Genomic DNA, 20,283 nt, shown 5'->3' with positions numbered 1-20,283 from the left:
GTGTTCTGTCATCCCTTAATTTCTCACGGTGGCACTCCGCCTAAACTGTGTATCATGACCGTGCTCACGAGAGCAGCCAGCGGCCTCTGAATAGCTCAGGGCGGTGGTTGGTCAGGCCGGATGGATCAATGCCATCCACCTTTGGAGGAACGACGATGACCCGTATCCTTACTGCCTTCGCCCTTACGATCGCGCTCCTTGGCGCTGCCGCTGTCACGGTGACATCGGTTCAGCCGGCTCATGCCGGCGGGAAGAAGTGTGAAGGCAACGCTTGCTAGACTAAGCGGCCGTCACAGCGTCCGCCACGAGCTTGAGCCGGTCCGCATTGAGCGGTAGCCGTCGCACTTCGGGTTAGAGGCGGGCGCCTTTGCGAAGTCTGCTGCTTTGTTCGCGCTGGTGAAAGCCGAAGGCACAGGAAACACCCACGTTTAGATTGAAGGCGACGATCTGAGCATGGCCGGTGGGAACAGTGGCTATCGACAGACTGCCCGAACACGACGCGGTTATGAGGCCGATTCGATCATGTCGGCAGGGGACCAGATGGGTCGGGGCATGTGACGACGCGCACCATCATCTCTGCGTGCCGAAGAACTTCGTTTTACTAAATACTTATATACATCAATAATAGGTTGATGTTAATAAGTAATAGCTAAACGAAAGCATACCATATGTCACCAATGCTTACATCAGCAAAGAAAGACTACGTTGTCGATCTTGTAGGACTATCATGCTCAATCGTCCTAGATCGGGGCAACAGCGTGTGGGACTCTCGAGAACATGCAGATTGCGTTGCCCTACAAGTCATCTACATACAAACAGGCATAGAAGAATACGACCAAACTGGCGCGCTAGATCCAGCAGTTCTTGAGTCAGCTTGCAATCTTTTTTCTAACTTCTACCATCAAATCAATGATGATGCCCGAGTGTTCCTATACGGCACGATCAAAGATGAGCTATCGAGGCTTTCTCTGAATGGATAAGTCGGAGGATGAAGTCGGCTTTCGTCTATACACCTTGTGGGTATGTAACGGCACTATGAAAAAACTAAAGCACATTGCCGTTGAGGAAGACGCAAGTGTCGCATGGATTGTAAGAAAGCTGATTGACGAATACGTGAATGTTCGAAGGTTGACAGTTTAGTAAAGGGCCGGATCGTCTCGAGATGGTTCGGCCTTGTCGTTTAGGGCCACAGGGATCAAACCGGCAAGATGAAGCGCCTAGCCATGATCACCGCTGTTGCCATCACCCTTACCCTTTCCATGGCGCCTAAGCTCACCCACGCGGACGACGGTGACCGGTCCTTCCTGATGTGCGAAGGGGCGTCACAGAAGGATCAAGGGCAAACACTGGCCTTTCCGGTCACGCTTGATGTAGCGGCTGGAAAGGTGTTGGCCATGATATCCGGTGACGGGGCAACGACCACCACGTTCACGGATGCCGAGATAGGCGCGAAGCAGGCCGTCGGCTCCGGTGTCGAGAACGTCCTACAAATCGACAGGATCACAGGGGGCTTCACCCTCACGATCACCCATAGCGTGAAGGATGGCGAAGCCCCTGCCGAGACCGATGATGCGTTTCGTGGAACGTGCAGAACAGCAGCGAAGGCATTCTGAGCGTCAGTGGAGCCTACACAGGCGCGGACGCTTGGACGGGGCTTCACACCCGAAGCATGATCACTGCCCGTGCGGGGCCTTCCGAGGCGATCTGAGAGTGTTCCGGGTCGGAGATCCGCGAAGCGCAACCACCCGCTCAGATAGAAGCGCGCCTGAGTGGGCTGGCAGGCATAACGACAATAACGATTTTGAAATAGGATGGCTCGAACTGGTCGGACGCGCTGCGATAGAAATTACAAGTAAAGGCTGAATATCCCCAAAGGATTTATCATCGGTGATATTCGTGTTGTGTATCGCTTACAGAAAAATTTTGCACGAGTTCATCTTCAATTAAAAGCAACTTGGTGCCTTTGCAACCCAATGCTGTCTTTATGGTTTAACCTATAGACAACAGCGATGGCATTTTGAAGACAATAGATCGCTACACAATCATGTTTGCATCCTTCCTAAAATTAAAGGTCTACAGAGCTATTCCTATAGATACCTAGTAAATCAGTTTAGATACCTCGGATCGATGTCACCGATCAGATCTTTTATGGTAAGGACCAAAATCGGGCTGTGTTCCTCCGCGTAGGGCGAACAGTATGAAAAAAGGTCAACGACCTGCTGTTCCATGGCCGTGTCTTTAAAGCTACCATTCTCGTCAAACCACCGATCCATGGTAAGGCAGGCTAGTTCAGCTTCTTTGATTTTGAAACAAAGATCACTATCATAATAGCTTGAACTGACGTCCATTAGACTGTCCGACCCGCTGGACGGTTCATCACAGAGTACTTGACGCTCCCTATCATGATTTTCGAGCAGATGCTTACACTGCTTGACAGCCGTATAGACACGCGATGGGATATCTGAACCGTACATTTTTAGCTCCTTATGTGGCTCCATGATTGGGCCATGAGGTAAGTTATACTATAGACTAACTTCAAAGTCAAGATTTTACGTGAATATTTCTCCATCATTACCTCTGACGTGTTCGCTGTGGTCACAGACATTGTGCGCAAATTCGCCATGTGTTTAAGAAAGCCAGCTTATGACAAGCAGAACTGTCTTTAGTTCAGTAGAGCAGGCCTCAACGTGCCTTCATTCGACGCATTACACGTGCGATCTGAGACTCTCTATCTTGGGGCGAGTTCGTATGGCGCGCGGCATCTTGAAGAATGCTTTCGTGCTCATATTGATCTAACCTAACTTTCTCCAAGTCGCAGTGAAGGTTCCACATTGCCCCATCACCGTTCGCGGGCAGACGACCGACTGTCGCAAACTTCGCCTTTGCCTCTTCAATTTTGTGCTGCTGTTCTTCTGTTAACATGAGAGATTCAAGGGTAGGAGGCCGCACGACGACTTCTGCCTCTGGTGTGTTGTGGTCTGTATCAGAGGCATGCTTGATCCAGTCTACGACGTTCAGAGGTTTCCTGTTGCCGCCTCTTACATCCCTAAAGACGTTATGTTTACCCGACTCGGTTTGGCAGGGAAGGTAAAACAAGTCGGACGGGTTATGCTTATTATCGATCCCATGTGCTCTTGCTGTCGCTCCCGTACCAAGAGTCTTACTTTCGGTGTACCCTTCATCAATAATCCGCTGCTTAACCTGGAACCACAGATCTCTATACACAGCAATTGACATGGGCTTGTCGGTGAACATGCAGACTCGGTATCTCGGTTTTAGTTTGGTATGTGACCGCGTGCTGTAGATCACCATTTCGATGTTGGGAAAGATTCGTGGCCATTCATCATAAGGCAAGTCCCCATTCTCAACATCAAACCAAAGACCATTAGAGGTAGCTACGTTCTCTAACGTCCTGTATTTGTCTTTCTCGATATCAGGTATAAACAAGGCCGGTGATATCAAGTAGTTATCGTCTTTTGACTGGTGTTTACTTTTGCTTAAGTACTTTAGATATCCAACAAACTCCGTATCACTATAGCAAATCGGGATTTCTATCTTCGCATATTTGTCTACTAGCAGTGTTCCCTTGAATCTGATCACGTTATTACTTAACTCATTTAAAGTAGTTTCGTCCCATAAATCTGATAAAACGAGGGAAAGATCTGTCGAAAGGATTTTTTGATGGGTGTGGATGTCGGATAGTAGCATCTCACGTCTAGCATCTCTGTGTGCTTTCTTACGGGCAGCCTCGTTATCGTGCTTCCTTTCTCGACCGACCTTCTTGGCTTTCACGGACTCAATACCAAGTGAAACGACCGAAGATCCTGGAAACCGGTCTGCAAGCCATTCAGCGGCTTTTCGATCAGGGACAAAGATCCGTTTCGGTGTCTGGTCCCCATGCACCCTCACAGAGATTCGACATGCCGCCTGATACAGATTTTGGTGGCAGAACCCGTCTCTCTGTTCATCTCGGGAAACATGACACACCTGTTCGATAAATCTTCCTGTTTCGGGCGTGTAGTTATAGGCGCCAAGGATAACAGCGTTGTGAAGTTCTCTAAAGCAGTTCAGGCCGTGTGACGCGGCAGGGATTTTGATATTGTCAGGAACATCTGAGAGCGGACTTTCCCCGACACGATCTTCGTTCTCTATCCAACCAAAAGGTTGATCTTTGAGTTGATCGATCACGGCCGTGATTATTGCTAGACGCACCTTCTCGTTATCTTTGTTCCTCTCAAATTTCGAATAGTCTTTCTCAGTTCCATAGTAAAAATTCACAAATTCACCGTTCTCATGATCGGTATATAGAAGGTCTTTGTCTAAGCTATGATCCTGAACAAAGCGGACGCCTTCGTTTTCCCAATGCTTGAACAACAGGGAGTCCTGAATCCGGGCACCTGCTATGGTCACAGAAGCAAATTCCTTAAAAATGTCAGGCTTCAAAACCGACCAAGCCCTAAGCTCTGTCTGCTCGGATCTTCCTTCCACTAAATCGCTATAGGCTTTGATCTTCACATAAGTATCATAATGATTGCTAATTAAGCTTCGCGCTAACTTATTGAATGATTTGAAGTTGATATCTTTGTTTTTGTTCCGGGAAATGGAAGCCAGCTTACCACCGGATCTTGGCACCAATAGTCCATACTCAGAACCTTTCGGAGTCAAAATCAGATGATCTGTGAGCAAGGCATGTGTGTTTGGAACGACAAGATGGTGCTCCACTAGCAGGTTTGGAACTTCATCGACAAAGACATTCCAATCCTGCTTGTTTGCGAAGAACCCTAGCATCGTCAAAGAAACGGCTGTTACAAATAGTATTTGCCCGCCAGGAAATGGGCAGGTCAAATAGGATATGATTTTTCCGCCTACATTCCCTTCGACACCGCCATCGCCAGGGGTTTCACCCTTGTAGATCGCCTCAACGTGAACAGAGCTATCCTCTGCCCTAAGGTCCGACACAGTCTGCCGTATCAGTTGACGGCTAGGCTGAACGATCAAGACGCTTTCGCCAGCCTTTGCGAGTTTAATGGCTTTTCGATAGATCGCTGTTGTTTTACCGCTGCCGGTTGGTGCGGGCACGTAGAAAATCGTTATCACCTTTTACCTCATAGGAAACTAAGATCGCCTTCCGTTGTCGGAGTGATCGTTGTTGTGTTGATCTCGAGCAGGCTTATCCGTGCGTCGATGAACAGAGATTGGTTACGTTAATAACGGAATGCAATAGATGTACGATAATATTTTTAATCAAAGGCTGGCCAGTCCCATAGTATTTGTTTAATCGATAAAAATGACTTAGCCTGTTTTCTTTAGCTGCTATTTCTGTGTTGTTAGAGCAAGGATGTTTTCCGCCTAACTCAGAAGGTCTTAAGGCACGTCTAGGCCGTCGCTGATTTTCTACCATCAGCAACGGCCAGCATCTTTCGGTTAACACTAAAAGCCGCGTCAGAACCACTGCTGAGATAGCTACCGCAGTCTATGCCAGCGGTTTATCTCTATGGTAACGCGAAACAGATGCGCGGATCACGAAGGCTCTGTCGTTGTAGAAGCAACTTGTCGTTCGTGGATGTCCGCTAGCTTCTTCGCGACGTTCTCCGGGCGAATGTGAGTGTAGCGTGCCAACATCTTATAGTCCCGGTGACCGCTGATCATAGCAACTTCTGGTACCGTTAGTCCCATTTCTGTCATGCGGCTTATAGCTTCGTGCCGAAGGTCATGAAATCTAAGATCGGGTAGTTCCGCTCTGGCTCTTAATCGCTCCCACGCAAGGCGAACAGCATTACCACTTACTGGTATTATCAAATCGCAATTTTTTGGTAGTGCTTGTAATAATTTTATTGCGGTTGGTGTTAGGGGTATTGTTCTCGAATGTCCGTTCTTTGTATCTTCAAGCCTTGCTGTTCTTTGTAAAAAATTGACGTTTGACCATCTGAGAGACAGCAGTTCGCCACGTCTCATGCCTGTCTCTATTGCAAGTTTGACAAGTGGTTGAAGATACCAAATTCTACTCTGTCTCAGTGCTTCGTTCAGTCGTTCTTCGTCACCGATATTTAGACGGGTTTGGCGTGCTTTGGACACATCCGGTAATTTTATATTTCGCACCGGATTGGAGGCTAGCGGGATTCCCCATTCTTTCGTTGCAATCTCAAAGCAGTGTTGTAAAACCGCTAGTTCTCTTCTAACCGTTGATGGCTGAACAATCTGTAGTCTACTATCGCGGTAATCTGCAACGCTCTTGGAAGTAATATAACTTAAATTAAGTGCTGCAATCGGGTGGGCATGAATTAATCTTAGCTTGTAGTGTTCCTGGTTTGCGCCCTTCTTGCTAGAGGTTATGCACTCTTCATAGCGAGTTAGGAGATCGGATAGTGTAAGTTTTTTTAGTATCTTTATATTAGATGGATGTTCGCCTTGCTCAATGTCTCGTTCGATATCACGTGCCCATCGAACGGCATCTGTCTTGAGATTGAACGATTTTGAAGTGGGACGTGAACCGTCTCGCCTGACTTGAGCCTGCCAGGACGAGCCTCTTTTTCGGATTGTAGCCATGCGAACGTTTGCCCACTGTGACACCAGTGTGACAGGCCGACTTACTGAGCTAATTACGCTTGGACTGGCGCTAGGGACAAACCCTTCGCAAAAGCCACCAAGCCCTTACTACCCTTGCAAAATTTTGGGTGAAGAGACTTGGTGGAGCTGAGCGGGATCGAACCGCTGACCTCCGCAGTGCGATTGCGGCGCTCTCCCATCTGAGCTACAGCCCCGTCCAAGGCGCCGGCCTTTTAGGCCGGCGCCGATCGAACTGTCAATTCCCGATTCCCGCTGCCGTCGCGTCGCCGTCCCCGGTGTCCCGCGCGGGCGCACGAGGACACGTGTTTCGCGCATGAATTCCTTGATCTGGCTCTTCGACACCGTCGTCCAGCTCTTCATCTACGTCCTCATCGCCAGCGCGATCCTTAGCTGGCTCGTCGCCTTCAACGTGGTCAACGTGCGCAACCCGATCGTCTCGCAGATCGGCGAGGTGCTCTACCGGATCACGGAGCCGGTGCTGCGGCCGATCCGCAACCTGCTGCCGAACCTCGGCGGCGTCGACATCTCGCCGATCATCCTGATCCTGCTGCTGCTGTTCGTGAGCCGCCTGCTGCACGAATTCGTGCCGGCCGACCCCTACGTCTACGCCCGATAAGGCCGGCGCGCGGACGCCGCCCCCGCCCGCGATCCGGCGCCCGGCGCGCCGGACGAGACCTCTGAACGACGCGCCCGGCCGCGGAGACACCAGGACCCATGAAGACCAATCCCGGCCGCTTCTTCGAGGATTACCGCCTCGGCGAGACCATCCGCCACGCCACCCCCCGCACGGTGACCACCGGCGACGTCGCGCTCTACACCGCCCTCTACGGCCCGCGCTTCGCGGTGCAGTCGTCGGACGCGTTCGCTCAAGCGCTCGGCTACCCGAAGAGCCCGCTGGACGACCTGCTGACCTTCCACGTGGTGTTCGGCAAAACGGTGCCGGACATCTCGCTCAACGCGCTGGCCAACCTCGGCTACGCCGAGGGCGGGTTCCGCCGCCCGGTCTATCCCGGCGAGACCCTGTCCACGGTCTCCGAGGTGATCGGCCTCAAGGAGAGCTCGAACCGCCAGACCGGCGTGGTCTACGTGCGCTCGACCGGCTCGGACGCCGAGGGCGAGACCGTGCTGAGCTATTGCCGCTGGGTGCTGGTGCGCAAGCGCGACCCGGAGGCCGCGATCGCCGAGGAGCACGTGCCGAGCTTCGCCAAGGTCGTCGACCCGGCCGACCTCGCGGGCGCCCTGCCGCCCCTCGACGTCTCGGCCTACGACCTCGACCTCGCCGGCAGCCCGCATCGCTTCTCCGATTACGCGGTGGGCGAGAAGATCGACCACGTCGACGGCATGACGGTGGAGGAGGCCGAGCACCAGATCGCCACGCGCCTCTACCAGAACACGGCCAAGGTGCATTTCGACGCCCTGAGCGGCAAGGAGACCCGCTTCGGCCGCCGCCTGATCTATGGCGGCCACGTCATCTCGCTCGCCCGCGCGCTCAGCTTCAACGGGCTTGCCAACGCCTTCGCCCTCGCCGGCATCAACGCCGGCCGGCATGTGGCGCCGCTGTTTGCCGGCGACACGGTCTACGCCTGGAGCGAGGTGCTCGACACCGCCGAGACCGGCCGCGGCGACGTCGGCCTGCTGCGGCTGCGCACGGTCGCCACCAAGAACCAGCCCTGCGCCGCCCATCCCGGCCGCGAGGGCGACGGCTACCACCCGAGCGTCATCCTCGACCTCGACTACTGGGCCTTCATGCCGAAGTGACGGCCCGCGTAGCGTGCCCGTTGGGGCGCGCCTTGCGGACGTCCGGTCCTCATCCGCCCAGCAGCCCCGCCAGCGCCACGCGCAAGGGGTTGGCGGGGTCTGACAGGAGGCGCACCGCCATCGCGCAGGCGATGGTCACCAGCAGCGGCCTGATCAGCCGGGCGCCGAGGCGAACCGCGAGCATCGAGCCGACCTGGGCGCCGAGATAGGCCCCGACGGCCATCACGATGCCGATCGGCCAGACCACGTGGCCGGCGAGCGCGAACAGACCGAGGCTGCCGAGGTTGCTCGCCGCGTTGGCGAGCTTGGTGTGCGCCGTCGCCTTCACGACGCCGAGGCCCAGAAGCGTGACGAAGCCCACCATGTAGAAGGCGCCGGCACCGGGGCCGAACACGCCGTCGTAGAAGCCGACCGCGGGGGCGAAGCCGAGGGCGAAGGCGGCCGGCGAGAGCCGCGCCCCCGCGTCGTCCTCGCGCATGCGGGCGCCGAAGGCGAAGTACAGCGCGATCCCGACGAGCAGCACGGGAACGCCAGCGTCGAGCACCGGGCGCGGCAACAGTCCGACGGACAGGGCGCCGAAGACCGAGCCCACGGCCGCCGCCACGGCGATCGGCCAGGCCTGGCGCCACACGATCAGCCGACGCCGGGCGAAGGCCAGGGTCGCCGAGCAGGCGCCGACGCTGCCCTGCAGCTTGTTCGTCGCCACGGCGCTCACCGGGTCGAGGCCGGCGAGGATCAGCGCCGGCACGGTGATCAGCCCGCCCCCGCCCGCGATGGCGTCGACGCCGCCCGCGAGCAGGGCCACGCCGAACATCGCGGCCAGCAGGCTCGGATCGAAGCTTCCCACCATGGTCTCCCGCCCTGCCCGAGCAGGACGGCGCCGCCGCGTGCCCGGCGCTTCAGGAGGCGCGGGCGCCGCCCCTGTCAAGCTTGGTGGAAGGTTGATGCCGAGCGTTGCGTCGCTCATGCGCTCCGCGCGAGAGTCCTGGCCGGGCCGGATTCAGCGAGGCGAAGCCCCAAAAGCTCGCCCGGTATCGGCCTGCCGTAGCGGTATCCTTGCGCGTAGCGGCAGCCCATGCCCATCAGCGCCGCCTCCTGCTCGGGCGTCTCGATCCCCTCGGCGATGACGATCAGGTCGAGGCTGCGGCCGATGTCGAGCACCGCCTTCACGATGGTCGCATCGTGGGCGTCGTGGAGCACGTCGCGGACGAAGCCGCGGTCGATCTTCAGCTTGGTGAGCGGGAAGCTCTTGAGGGTCGAGAGCGAGGCGTAGCCGGTGCCGAAGTCGTCGAGCGCGATGCCGACCCCCAGCGCCCGCAGCCGCCGCAGCGGCTCCAGGGTCGCCGGGGCGTCGGCCAGCGCGATCATCTCCGTCACCTCCAGCTCCAGGATCTCCGGCGGCAGCCGGTGCCGGGCCAGCGCCTGGATCACCACCTCGGCCAGGGTCCCGGCGCGGATCTGCGCGTCGAACAGGTTCACCGCGACGCCGATCCGCGGCAGGCCGGCCTTGCGCCACGCCGCGGCCTGGCGGCAGGCCTCGTCGAGGCACCATTGGCCGAAGCGGGTCGCCAGGGTGCTCGCCTCGATCGCCGGCAGGAACTCGGCCGGCGCGAGCAGCCCGCGTGTGGGGTGGTTCCAGCGGATCAGGGCCTCGACGCCCCGCAGGCGTCCGCTCGCGAGCTCGATCTGCGGCTGGTAGTGCAGCGCGACCTCGCCGGCGGCCAAGCCGTCGAGCAGCGCGTCCTGCAGGGCGCGCCGCTCCGTGGCCGCATCGCGCATCGCCGGGGTGAAGGCGCGGTAGCCGCGCGGGCCCGCGTGGCGGGCGCGATCGAGGGCGAGGTCGGCCGCCGCCATCAGCTCGGCGGCGTCGGCGCCGTCGCGGGGACCGTGCGCGGCGCCGATCCGCGCGCCGACATGCAGGACGTGGTGGCCGACGGTGACGGGCTCGGCGAGCGCGGCGAACAAGGCTTCGGCGCAGGCCTCGGTGCCGGCCTCGAGATCCGCCGCGCCGGGCGCGTCCGCAAGCAGGACGGCGAGCTCGTCCTCGCCGAGGCGGGCGAGGAGCGCCCCCGGCGGCAGGCGGCCGGCCAGCCGCACCACCAGCGCCTCCAGCAACGCCGCGCCGACGCCGGAGCCGAACCCGTCGGTCACCGCCCGCAGGCCGTCGACGCCGAGTGTCAGCAAGCCGACCGGCGAGCGGGCGGCGAGGCGGGAATCGATCTCCGCGGCGAGGCGCACCCGGTTCGGCAGGCCGGTGGCAGGGTCCTCGTGAGCGAGGCGGAGCAGGCGCGCGTTGCGGCGGCGGCGCTCCGAGATGTCGCGCATCACCGCGCCGACGCCCATCTCGGCGCCCTCGCCCCAGGCGCAGAGCGAGAGCTCGATCGGCACCTCGCTGCCGTCTGCGCGCAGCGCCGTCACCTCGACCGAGCGGCCGGCGAGCTTGGGCGTCCCGCCGGCGGTGAGCGCGCCCATGCCGGCGACGTGGTGCCCGCGCAGGCGCATGGGGACGATCGAGGCCACGTCCCGCCCGGCCAGCGCCCCCTGGGGATAGCCGAGCAGGGTCTCGCAGGCGGGGTTGGCGAAGGTGATGCGGCCGGCGGCGTCGGTGGTGATCAGCGCCGAGGCTGTGGCGGCGACGAACCCTTCCGAATCCCGCTGCGCCATCGTCCGCCGCCCCTGCGCCAGCACCGCGACGGCGAGGCCGGACAGCCGCGCGAGCCGCTGGCGGGCGCGGTCGGCCACGGGTGGGCGCGGTGCGGAATCGGCGAGGCAGAGCACGCCGAGGCAGCGGCCGTCGCCGTCGACGAGGGGCGCGCCGGCGAGGAAGCGGAACGCGCCCCTTTCCGCCGGCCCGGCACGCCATCGCGGATCGATCACGGCGTCCGGCACGACGAGCACGTCGCCGCAGGCGATCACCCGGTCGCGGAAGGCTTCGAGGGCGCGCGCCTCCCCTGCCCCGATACCGATCGGCGGGCCGTCGCCGAGGATCGCGGCGACCGGCACGTCGAACAGGTCCGCGGCCAGGTCGAGCAGGCCACGCAGCGATGCTTCGCCCGGCGCCGTCCGCGTGTGGCGCGTCGTCCCTGAACCCGCTCGATCATCCGACATGCGCAACCGTGTCCCGGACGCCCGAACGGGCGCGGACGGCAGGATGTCGCGGCAAACGCTGTCAAAGGCTTAAAAATACAATCTTGGATTGCAATTTCGTGGTGGGATGACAGGAGTCGGCGGGGCGAAGCCGAATGCTTCGTCCCGCCGAAGCCAACCGTCAGTTGCGGACGATCACCTTGGTGCCGACGCGGACGCGGTCGTAGAGGTCGACCACGTCCTTGTTGGTCATGCGGATGCAGCCGGAGGAGACCGCGGCGCCCATGGTCTCGGGCTCGTTCGAGCCGTGGATGCGGTAGAGCGACGAGCCGAGATACATCGCGCGGGCGCCGAGCGGGTTGTCCTGGCCGCCGGCCATGAAGCGCGGCAGGTCCGGGCGGCGGGCGAGCATCTGCGACGGCGGCCGCCACGCGGGCCATTCCTTCTTCATCGTGACGCTCTTCTGGCCCGACCACGAGAAGCCCTCGCGCCCGACGCCCACGCCGTAGCGCACCGCCTCGCCGCCGCCGAGGACGTAGTAGAGCCGGCGTTGGCTGGTCGAAACAATGATGGTCCCGGGCTTCTCCGCGCCTTTCCAGGCCACGGTCTCCCGCGGGATCGCCTGGGTGCGGAAGATGTTCATGAAGTCGGCGACCGGCCCGGAATCCAACGGGCTCGCCTGCGCCGCCCCCGCTCCGAGGGCGAGGCCGGCCGCGAGGCAGAGCGTGGCGATGCGACGTGTCATGCGGATCTCCGAGGGTTCTTTCGATCCGCTGCCGGGTAGCTGGGCATTGCGGCAAGCGGCGGACGCGAAGCGCGGTGTCAGCCGAGAACGGTCCGCCTGTGGGATCGTCGCAACACCTGTCGCCGGTCGGGCGGCGCAAGCCGCCCCGCACTCGTACAGGTGGGGCGGAATTGGTTCCGCGAATTCCCGCCCCGAAGCCTGACAGAATGTCGCAGCCGCTTGTGATGCGCTGCGGCAGAGCTTTTATCGAAGGCGTGACACGCCTTCCCGACACCCATGCGCCGGCCCCGGCACCGGTCCTCGCGACCGTGCGCGGCCCGTTGCTGCTGCGGGCGATCGCCGGCGTCGTCGTCGCCGCGCTCCTGCTCGTCGTCGGCCTTCCGCGTGAGGCCGACATGCCGACGCCGTCGAGCCGCGTCGCATCCGCCTTCGTCCACGCGGCGGTGTCCCAGGCAGCGGTGTCCAAGGTGGCGGTGTCCAAGTCCGACGCCGTCCGCGCCCCGCTCCACGCGGTCGCGCCGAACGTCGCCGAAGCCGACGACTGGGCCGGACGGCCCGCCCTCGCCGATCCGCTGTCGCACCGCCTGCCCCGCCTCTCGGACGAGGCCGGCTTCCACCCGCGCGAAACCGGCCTCTTCCGGACCTGGGCGTCCGCGCCGCCGGACCGCCCGCCCCGGCGCGCCTGAGGGCGCACGGCCCGGCCATCGGCCCGGCCGTCGCGGGATCGCCAAGATGTCCTGCGACAGTGGGATTCTTAAGCCAGGCCTTTTGGCGCTGTCCGCGCGGCCCCCGAACCCCGCTGCGGGCGACCGTTGCCGACCGATCGGCACCACGCGCCACCGACACACGCCGGACGGCCGAGCCTCGTCTCCGCCCTCCCCGAGATGCGTTTCGCAGGAGCGACCCGACCTTGACCTTCTCTCGACCCGCCCGCCGGATGCGCCGTGCCTCGCTCGGCTTCGGGGTGTTCCTCGTCGCGCTGTCCGCCTGCAACCAGAAGCAGGCCTCGGCCCCCGTCCCGCTTCCCCCGCCCGAGGTCGGCATCGTCACGGTGGCGCCCCAGGCGATCCCCTACGTCCGCGACCTGCCCGGCCGCGTCGCGCCGATGCGGATCGCCGAGGTGCGCTCGCGCGTCTCCGGCCTCGTGGTGAGGCGGCTGTTCGAGCAGGGCAGCCAGGTCAAGGAGGGCGACGTCCTCTACAAGATCGACCCGGCGCCGTATCAGGTCGACCTGATGAGCGCCGAGGCCACCCTGGCGCGCCAGGAGGCGGCCCTGGTGCTCGCCAACCAGCAGGCCGAGCGCCTGGAGACGCTGCTCACCCGCCAGTCGGCGAGCCAGGCGCAGTTCGACACCGCCTTCGCCGGCAAGAAGCAGGCGGAGGCCGAGGTCGCCGGCGCCCGCGCGACCCGCGACCGGGCCAAGCTCAACCTCGACTGGACCGACGTCCGCGCGCCGATCTCGGGCCGCATCGGCCGGGCGCTGCTCACCGAGGGCACCCTGATCGAGTCCGGCACCACCGGCGTGCTGGCCACGATCCAGCAGCTCGACCCGATCTACGTCGACATCACCCAGTCGGTCGGCGAGCTGAACAAGTTGCGGCGCGACCTCGCCAGCGGCGAACTCTCGCGGCTCGAGCGCGATTCGGCGAACGTCCACCTGATCATGGACGACGGCGCCCTCTACCCGATGGCGGGCCAGCTCCTGTTCTCGGACGTCACCGCCGACCCGAGCACCGGCCAGGTCACGCTGCGCGTGCAGATCCCCAACCCGCACGACGAGCTGTTTCCCGGCATGTACGTGCGCGCCCGGATCAAGCAGGGCATCGATTCCGACGCGATCGCGGTGCCGCAGCAGGCGATCCAGCGCACCAACGACGGCAAGGCCGAGGTCTGGGTCGTGAAGGAGGACGACCGGGTCGCGCTCCAGCCGGTCGAGGTCGGCCCGGTGGTCGGCACCAACTGGCTGATCCGCGACGGGCTCAAGGCCGGCGAGCGGGTGGTGACCGAGGGCTTCCAGAAGATCGTCGCGGGCCAGCAGGTCAAGCCGGTGGACAAGACCCCGCCGCACCCGACCGCCGAGGCGATGCCGCACGACGTCGACGAGGTCGCCGAGGCCGAGGCCAAGCTGGCCGAAGCCAAGATGAAGGAGGCGAAGGCCGCCGAGGCGCGGGCCGCGGAGGCCAAGGCGAGCGCCGCGAAGGCGAGCGCGACCAAGGCGTCGGACGGCAAGGCGTCGAACGGCAAGGCGTCGGACGGCAAGGCGTCGGACGGCAAGGCCGAAGCCGCCGCCAAGCCGCGGTAAGCAAGGCTCGGTAAGCAAGGCTCGGTGAGCAGGGCTCGCCGAGCGACATCGCCGACCGGGGCGCGCTTCGAAGCGCCGCCCCACGACCACCCGACAGGCTGATCCGGAACCTCCATGGCACGCTTCTTCATCGACCGGCCGGTCTTCGCCTGGGTCGTCGCGCTGTTCATCATCCTCGGCGGCGCGCTCTCGCTGCCGCTGCTGCCGGTGGCGCAGTATCCGGTGATCGCGCCGCCGGCGATCGCGCTCTCGACCGCCTATCCCGGCGCCTCGGTGGAGAGCCTCTACACCGGCACGACCCGGCTCATCGAGGACGAGCTGAACGGCGCGGCCAACATCATGAGCTTCGAGTCGACCAGCGACTCGTTCGGCGCCGTCAACATCACCGCCACCTTCCAGCCCGGCACCGACCCGGCGCTGGCCTCCGTCGAGGTGCAGAACCGCCTCAAGCGCGTCGAGGCGCGCCTGCCGGCCGAAGTCCGCCAGCAGGGCATCCTCGTCGAGGAGGCGTCGGCCGCGACGCTGAACATCATCACGCTCGTCTCGACCGACGGGAAGATGGACGAGATCGGCCTGGGCGACTTCCTGATCCGCAACGTCATCAACGAGATCCGCCGCATCCCCGGCGTCGGGCGCGCGACGCTGTACTCGACCGAGCGCAGCCTTCGCATCTGGGTCGACCCGGACAAGCTGCGCGGGCTCTCGCTCACCGCCGAGAACGTGACGGACGCGATCCGCAACCAGAACATCCAGGTGGCCTCGGGCGCCGTCGGCGCGCAGCCGAGCCCCTACAGCCAGGCGATCACCGCGCCGATCATCGTCAAGGGCCAGCTCGCATCGGTGGACGACTTCGGCGCGATCGTGCTGCGCGCCAACTCCGACGGCTCGAACGTGCGCCTGCGCGACGTCGCGCGGATCGAACTCGGCGGCGACGCCTACCAGTTCTCGACCCGCCTCAACGGCGGCCAGGCCGCGGGCATCTCGGTGACGCTGGCCCCCGACGGCAACGCGCTGGAGACGGCGGGCGCCATCCGCAAGAAGATGGAGGAGCTGTCGCAGTTCTTCCCGCCGGGCCTGAAGTGGGACATCCCCTACGACATCACGCCCGCGGTGAAGGCCTCGATCGAGAAGGTGCTGCACACCCTCGTGGAGGCGGTGGTTCTGGTCTTCGTGGTGATGTTCCTGTTCCTGCAGAACATCCGCTACACCCTGATTCCGACCATCGTCGTGCCGATCGCCCTGATGGGCACCTGCTGCACGATGCTGCTCGCAGGCTTCTCCATCAACGTGCTGACGATGTTCGGCATGGTGCTGGCCATCGGCATCCTCGTCGACGACGCCATCGTCGTGGTCGAGAACGTCGAGCGCATCATGACCGAGGAAGGCCTGTCGCCGAAGGACGCGACCAAGAAGGCGATGGACCAGATCACCGGGGCGATCATCGGCATCACCCTGGTGCTGATCGCGGTGTTCATCCCGATGGCGTTCTTCCCCGGTTCGGTCGGCATCATCTACCGTCAGTTCTCGATCGCGATGGTGACCTCGATCGCCTTCTCGGCGGTGCTCGCGCTCTCGCTGACGCCGGCGCTGTGCGCGACCCTGCTGAAGCCGGTCGAGAAGGGCCACGGCCATGCCAAGGGCGGCGTGTTCGGCTGGTTCAACCGGATCGTCGACCGCGAGACCAAGCGCTACGGCCGCGGCACCGCGTGGTTCATCAAGAAGTCCGGCCGGGTGATGATCGTCTACCTGGCGCTGGTGGCCGGCGTCGCCTTCGCCTTCGCGCGGCTGCCCGAAGGCTTCCTGCCGCTGGAGGACCAGGGCTTCTTCACCGTCGACATCCAGACCCCCCCCGGAGCCTCGTTCAACCGGACGCAGGCCGCCGTGCGCAAGGTCGAGGAGCATCTGCTGGCGCAGCCCGGCGTCGCCACGGTGACGATGCTGAACGGCTTCTCGTTCTCCGGCCAGGGCTCGAACACCAGCCAGGCCTTCGTGACGCTCAAGCCCTGGGACGAGCGCGACGCGGCGAATTCCGCTTCGGCGCTGGTGGCGGGAACCAACAAGGCTCTGTCGGGCTATCGCGACGCGATCGTCGACGCGCAGGAGCCGCCGCCGGTGGACAACCTCGGCAACGCGGCCGGCTTCTCGTTCCGCCTGCAGGACCGGGCGCAGAAGGGCTACTCGGCGCTGCTCGCCGCACAGGAACAGCTCCTCAAGCTCGCGATGCAGAGCCCGGTGCTGCAGAAGATGAAGATCGAGGGCCTGCCGCCGGCGCCCGAGGCCGAACTGGTCATCGACCGCGAGAAGGCGGCGGCGCTCGGCGTGAAGTTCGAGGACATCAACGCGACGATCCAGGTCAACCTCGGCTCGGTCTACACCAACGACTTCCCGAACCGGGGCAAGATGCAGCGCGTGATCGTCCAGTCGGAGGATCTCCAGCGGATGCAGGCGACCGACATCCTGAACTACGGGGTGAAGAACGCGTCGGGCACCATGGTGCCGATGTCCTCCTTCGCCGACCTGAAATGGAGCGTCGGGCCGCAGCAGATCGTCGGCTTCAACGGCTACCAGTCGGTGCGCATCACCGGCGAGCCCAACCCCGGCTACACCTCGGGCGACGCGATCAACGAGATGGAGCGGCTGATGGGCCAACTGCCCAAGGGCTTCGGCTACACCTGGACCGGCCAGTCGCTGCAGGAGAAGCAGGCCGGTTCCCAGGCCTCCATGCTGCTCGCGCTCTCGGTGCTGATCGTGTTCCTGTGCCTGGCCGCGCTCTACGAGAGCTGGGCGATCCCGTTCTCGGTGCTGCTGGTGATCCCGCTCGGCGTCATCGGCTCGGTGGCGGCGGTGTACCTGCGCGGCCTGCCCAACGACGTCTACTTCAAGATCGGGCTGATCACGATCATCGGCCTCTCGGCCAAGAACGCGATCCTGATCGTGGAGTTCGCCAAGGACCTCTGGAAGCCGGGCACCTCGATCGTGGACGCGACGATCGAGGCGGCGACGCTGCGGTTCCGCCCGATCGTGATGACGTCGCTCGCCTTCATCTTCGGCGTGGTGCCGCTCGCCATCGCGGCCGGCGCCGCCTCCAAGAGCCAGCAGGCGATCGGCACCGGCGTGATGGGCGGCATGATCTCGGCGACCGTGCTGGCGGTGTTCTTCGTGCCGGTGTTCTTCGTCGTCGTGATGCGTCTGTTCCGCCGCAAGGACGTGCTCGCCGGCGAGACGGCGGAGGCCGCGACCCCGGCGGCGCGGGCGCCGGGCGGGCACGGCGTGCCCGCGGAGTAGCTGCGGCCCTTGGGGCGTGGCGGCGCCGGTCGCACGCCGCCCCGCGGCGACGATCCTCGTGGACGCTGCGGCAGGATTTCGTTAAGATTTCCACTGAGGCAGGCTGCGTCGGTCGCGCCGCCGTGGCCATCCGCCAGGGAGTGCGCGATGTCGATCGGTGCTGGTGGAATTCTCGGGGCGACGCTGATGCTGGGCTTGGCGCTCGGTCCCAGCGCCGCCTTGGCGCAGGCCTCTCCTCAAGGCGCCTGGACCGACCCGCCAGCGCGCAGCGCCGCCCCCGCTGCGTCAGGCCCCGATGCCGCGAGCCCTATTGCTGCAAGCTCTCCGGCTCCCGTGAAGGAGCCGGCTCCGGCGACAGTGAGCGCGAGCCGTCCGGCCGAGGGCCAGTCCACATCGAGAAGCGTGGACACGAAACGTACGGAGACCGCGAGCAAGGCCAGCGCGCCGGCACGCGTCCGCCAAGCCGCGAAGCCGCCACGCCAGCCGATGCGCGAAGCGCGGCGCGCGCGTCCCCAAATCGTCGCAGAGGTACCGCGCGCGCGAATCGCCACGCCACGCCTCGTCGAGCGACGGGATGCGAGGCCGGTGGTGCGCCGGGTGGGCACGCGGGCCTACACGCCGCGGACCTTCGCGGCGGCGCCGCCCTACCCCTACGCGCCGTTGCCGGTCGGTCGTGTCGTCGGGCCGGCGGACGGCGAACGCAACCCGATCTTCGCGGAGGGGGACGACCGGACGCGCCGCATCGCGGCGGCGCAGGCCGCGGGATACCTCGTCGTCCGCGCCCGCTCGGTGCAATACCCGGATGGCCGGATGATGCGCAGCTATCGGCCCTACGACGAGGAGGACGGGCTCGATTGAAGCCCGTCTCGCGGTCGCCAGGTCACGGGCGTAGGGGCCCGCTCAGCGGATGCGGCCGGGTCGGGTCGGCTCGAACACGATGCGGCGGTGGAATGCGCACCAGCTCTTTCCGTCGGCCACGGGCGCGCCGCAGCACACCGCGCGATCGTTCGGCTCGCCGATGATGAACTTGCAGACGAAGGCGCCCGATTGCGCGAACGGCACGCGCAGCTCGGCCGACGGCTCTTTGACGGTCTCGGCTTCGCCGATCTGGGACATGCGGACGAGTTGGTTCATCGCACTGAAAGCTCGCGGAATCTCATGCTGGCGCAGAAGGCCGCCCGGCAGGGGAATGGTGAGAGAACGCCGTCCCGTATCGAGCGATCCTGCAACGCACGGTGATCCGTGGCGGCGAGACGTCCGGTCCATACGGGTCCGGCGAAAACGCCGGCACGACGGTGTCATGGTGTTGTTATAACTGGTCTTGTTCCCCGCGGAAACAAGACCGCCCCGCGTATCTTGCAACGGCGCACAGCCTTCAGGGTCTGACGGATGCACAAGCCTGCGGGGTTGCAGCGGGACGATCGACTTGCTGTGCGGCATCGCGCCGGCTCGGATCTCCAGGCTGCGGCGGGTTCGCGGGCAGACGCGCCTTCCCAGACTTGGACCGCCCAACCGGGGCGTGCATCCGCCTCCACCCTGTGATTGACTGGCGCCGACACCGCCCGCAACGACTGACCGGACGCATCATGGCCGACACCGCGCTCGTCTCGACCGAATGGCTGCACCAGCGCCTCGATGCGCCCGACATCGTGGTGCTCGACGCCTCCTGGTACCTGCCCGCCGCCGGGCGCGACCCCGAGGCGGAGTATCGCGCCGCCCACATCCCCGGCGCGGTCCGCTTCGACATCGACGCGATGAGCGACACCGAATCCGGGCTGCCGCACATGATGCCGCGCCCGGAGGCGTTCGCCTCGCGGATGCGGGCGCTCGGCGTCGGCGACGGCATGCACATCGTGGTCTACGACGGGCACGGGCTGTTCTCGGCGCCCCGGGTCTGGTGGATGCTGCGCACCTTCGGCGTGCGCGACGTCTGCGTCCTCGACGGCGGGCTGCCGGCCTGGATCGCGGCCGGCTACCCGACCGAGGAGGGCGAGCCGCGGGTTCGCGACCGGCGCCATTTCTCCGCCCGGCTCGACCACGGCGCGGTCGCCGACGCGGCCGACGTCGCGCGGGCGCTGGCCGGCGGCACCGCCCAGGTGGTCGACGCCCGCTCCGCGCCCCGCTTCCGCGGCGAGGAGGCCGAGCCCCGTCCCGGCGTCCGCCCCGGGCACATGCCGGGCGCCCGGAACCTGCATTACGCCGCGCTGCTGGCCGACGGGCACCTCAAGGCGCCGGACGCGCTCCGCGCGGTGTTCGCCGAAAACGGGATCGACCCCGACCGCCCGGTCGTCACCACCTGCGGCTCCGGCGTCACCGCGGCGATCGTCGCCCTGGCGCTGGAGCAGATCGGCCGCCCGGCCCGCGCCCTCTACGACGGCTCCTGGTCGGAATGGGGCGCCGACCCGAGCCGCCCGGTCGCGACCGGCCCCGCCTGAGCCCCTCGCCCCGGCGTCGCCGCCGTGTCATCGCGGCGTCATCGATCCCGGGGCATTTTTGCAACGTCGCCGATAGGAATACCCGGGCCGGCAAAGGCAGGATT

15 protein-coding genes and 1 tRNA gene are annotated in these 20,283 nt (G+C 63.6%); 8 read left to right on the top strand and 8 right to left on the bottom strand.

Annotated features, from left to right (window positions below):
• The first annotated feature begins 1,208 nt into the window (after positions 1-1,208).
• Positions 1,209-1,613 carry a hypothetical protein gene (locus tag MFF13_RS08355; RefSeq protein WP_238271850.1) on the top strand — a complete coding sequence of 135 codons (405 nt, stop codon included), beginning with the start codon at positions 1,209-1,211 and terminating at the stop codon, positions 1,611-1,613.
• 492 nt (positions 1,614-2,105) lie between these two features.
• Here the strand turns inward: MFF13_RS08355 and MFF13_RS08350 are convergent, their stop codons facing one another.
• The 4 genes from MFF13_RS08350 to MFF13_RS08335 form a co-directional block, all read right to left on the bottom strand.
• The gene (locus MFF13_RS08350) at positions 2,106-2,474 is read right to left on the bottom strand and encodes a hypothetical protein (RefSeq protein ID WP_238271849.1); all 369 of its coding nucleotides are present in this window, start codon (positions 2,472-2,474) and stop codon (positions 2,106-2,108) included.
• Between the two features lie 208 nt (positions 2,475-2,682).
• Positions 2,683-5,079 carry a DEAD/DEAH box helicase gene (locus MFF13_RS08345; RefSeq protein WP_238271848.1) on the bottom strand — a complete coding sequence of 799 codons (2,397 nt, stop codon included), beginning with the start codon at positions 5,077-5,079 and terminating at the stop codon, positions 2,683-2,685.
• A 441-nt stretch (positions 5,080-5,520) separates the two neighbouring features.
• A complete protein-coding gene (locus MFF13_RS08340; RefSeq protein WP_238271847.1) occupies positions 5,521-6,546 on the bottom strand; it encodes a site-specific integrase in 1,026 nt (341 codons plus the stop codon).
• 139 nt (positions 6,547-6,685) lie between these two features.
• A tRNA-Ala gene (locus tag MFF13_RS08335) sits at positions 6,686-6,761 on the bottom strand.
• Positions 6,762-6,880: 119 nt separating this feature from the next.
• On the opposite strand from MFF13_RS08335, the gene MFF13_RS08330 reads away from it, so the two are divergent.
• Positions 6,881-7,183, top strand: a complete 303-nt coding sequence (locus MFF13_RS08330) for a YggT family protein (protein WP_147751992.1) — start codon at positions 6,881-6,883, stop codon at positions 7,181-7,183.
• Between the two features lie 98 nt (positions 7,184-7,281).
• Positions 7,282-8,325 carry a MaoC family dehydratase gene (locus MFF13_RS08325; RefSeq protein WP_147751993.1) on the top strand — a complete coding sequence of 348 codons (1,044 nt, stop codon included), beginning with the start codon at positions 7,282-7,284 and terminating at the stop codon, positions 8,323-8,325.
• A gap of 49 nt (positions 8,326-8,374) precedes the next feature.
• Here MFF13_RS08325 and MFF13_RS08320 read toward each other — a convergent pair whose 3' ends face one another.
• From MFF13_RS08320 to MFF13_RS08310, 3 genes are all read right to left on the bottom strand, one after another.
• Complete coding sequence (locus MFF13_RS08320) at positions 8,375-9,175, bottom strand: TSUP family transporter (RefSeq protein ID WP_147751994.1); 801 nt, start codon at positions 9,173-9,175, stop codon at positions 8,375-8,377.
• Between the two features lie 113 nt (positions 9,176-9,288).
• Positions 9,289-11,433, bottom strand: coding sequence for a putative bifunctional diguanylate cyclase/phosphodiesterase (locus MFF13_RS08315; RefSeq protein WP_147829760.1), 2,145 nt, complete (start codon positions 11,431-11,433; stop codon positions 9,289-9,291).
• Positions 11,434-11,593: 160 nt separating this feature from the next.
• The gene (locus tag MFF13_RS08310; RefSeq protein ID WP_147754314.1) at positions 11,594-12,157 is read right to left on the bottom strand and encodes a L,D-transpeptidase; all 564 of its coding nucleotides are present in this window, start codon (positions 12,155-12,157) and stop codon (positions 11,594-11,596) included.
• 254 nt (positions 12,158-12,411) lie between these two features.
• On the opposite strand from MFF13_RS08310, the gene MFF13_RS08305 reads away from it, so the two are divergent.
• From MFF13_RS08305 to MFF13_RS08290, 4 genes are all read left to right on the top strand, one after another.
• Positions 12,412-12,843, top strand: coding sequence for a hypothetical protein (locus MFF13_RS08305; protein WP_147762918.1), 432 nt, complete (start codon positions 12,412-12,414; stop codon positions 12,841-12,843).
• 251 nt (positions 12,844-13,094) lie between these two features.
• Positions 13,095-14,459 carry an efflux RND transporter periplasmic adaptor subunit gene (locus MFF13_RS08300; protein ID WP_147829776.1) on the top strand — a complete coding sequence of 455 codons (1,365 nt, stop codon included), beginning with the start codon at positions 13,095-13,097 and terminating at the stop codon, positions 14,457-14,459.
• A gap of 114 nt (positions 14,460-14,573) precedes the next feature.
• Positions 14,574-17,744 (top strand): multidrug efflux RND transporter permease subunit, encoded by a 3,171-nt coding sequence (locus MFF13_RS08295; RefSeq protein ID WP_147762917.1) that lies wholly within the window; start codon positions 14,574-14,576, stop codon positions 17,742-17,744.
• A gap of 585 nt (positions 17,745-18,329) precedes the next feature.
• Complete coding sequence (locus MFF13_RS08290) at positions 18,330-18,602, top strand: hypothetical protein (RefSeq protein WP_147829758.1); 273 nt, start codon at positions 18,330-18,332, stop codon at positions 18,600-18,602.
• A gap of 42 nt (positions 18,603-18,644) precedes the next feature.
• On the opposite strand, the gene MFF13_RS08285 is transcribed toward MFF13_RS08290, so the two are convergent.
• Positions 18,645-18,878, bottom strand: coding sequence for a hypothetical protein (locus MFF13_RS08285; protein ID WP_147753003.1), 234 nt, complete (start codon positions 18,876-18,878; stop codon positions 18,645-18,647).
• Positions 18,879-19,330: 452 nt separating this feature from the next.
• On the opposite strand from MFF13_RS08285, the gene sseA reads away from it, so the two are divergent.
• Positions 19,331-20,179 carry a 3-mercaptopyruvate sulfurtransferase gene (gene sseA, locus MFF13_RS08280; protein ID WP_147753001.1) on the top strand — a complete coding sequence of 283 codons (849 nt, stop codon included), beginning with the start codon at positions 19,331-19,333 and terminating at the stop codon, positions 20,177-20,179.
• Positions 20,180-20,283: the final 104 nt, after the last annotated feature.

It is taken from the genome of Methylobacterium cerastii, from assembly GCF_022179125.1.
Taxonomy (GTDB): Bacteria; Pseudomonadota; Alphaproteobacteria; order Rhizobiales; family Beijerinckiaceae; genus Methylobacterium; species Methylobacterium cerastii.
This window is presented reverse-complemented; position numbering and strand designations above follow the sequence as displayed.

What these genes read in the sequence shown, in the direction of transcription:
- MFF13_RS08355 (WP_238271850.1), top strand. Translation starts at nt 1,209, where the DNA reads ATGAAGCGCCTAGCCATGATCACCGCTGTTGCCATCACCCTTACCCTT.
- MFF13_RS08350 (WP_238271849.1), bottom strand. Translation starts at nt 2,474, where the DNA reads ATGTACGGTTCAGATATCCCATCGCGTGTCTATACGGCTGTCAAGCAG.
- MFF13_RS08340 (WP_238271847.1), bottom strand. Translation starts at nt 6,546, where the DNA reads ATGGCTACAATCCGAAAAAGAGGCTCGTCCTGGCAGGCTCAAGTCAGG.
- MFF13_RS08330 (WP_147751992.1), top strand. Translation starts at nt 6,881, where the DNA reads ATGAATTCCTTGATCTGGCTCTTCGACACCGTCGTCCAGCTCTTCATC.
- MFF13_RS08325 (WP_147751993.1), top strand. Translation starts at nt 7,282, where the DNA reads ATGAAGACCAATCCCGGCCGCTTCTTCGAGGATTACCGCCTCGGCGAG.
- MFF13_RS08320 (WP_147751994.1), bottom strand. Translation starts at nt 9,175, where the DNA reads ATGGTGGGAAGCTTCGATCCGAGCCTGCTGGCCGCGATGTTCGGCGTG.
- MFF13_RS08315 (WP_147829760.1), bottom strand. Translation starts at nt 11,433, where the DNA reads ATGTCGGATGATCGAGCGGGTTCAGGGACGACGCGCCACACGCGGACG.
- MFF13_RS08310 (WP_147754314.1), bottom strand. Translation starts at nt 12,157, where the DNA reads ATGACACGTCGCATCGCCACGCTCTGCCTCGCGGCCGGCCTCGCCCTC.
- MFF13_RS08300 (WP_147829776.1), top strand. Translation starts at nt 13,095, where the DNA reads ATGCGCCGTGCCTCGCTCGGCTTCGGGGTGTTCCTCGTCGCGCTGTCC.
- MFF13_RS08295 (WP_147762917.1), top strand. Translation starts at nt 14,574, where the DNA reads ATGGCACGCTTCTTCATCGACCGGCCGGTCTTCGCCTGGGTCGTCGCG.
- MFF13_RS08285 (WP_147753003.1), bottom strand. Translation starts at nt 18,878, where the DNA reads ATGAACCAACTCGTCCGCATGTCCCAGATCGGCGAAGCCGAGACCGTC.
- sseA (WP_147753001.1), top strand. Translation starts at nt 19,331, where the DNA reads ATGGCCGACACCGCGCTCGTCTCGACCGAATGGCTGCACCAGCGCCTC.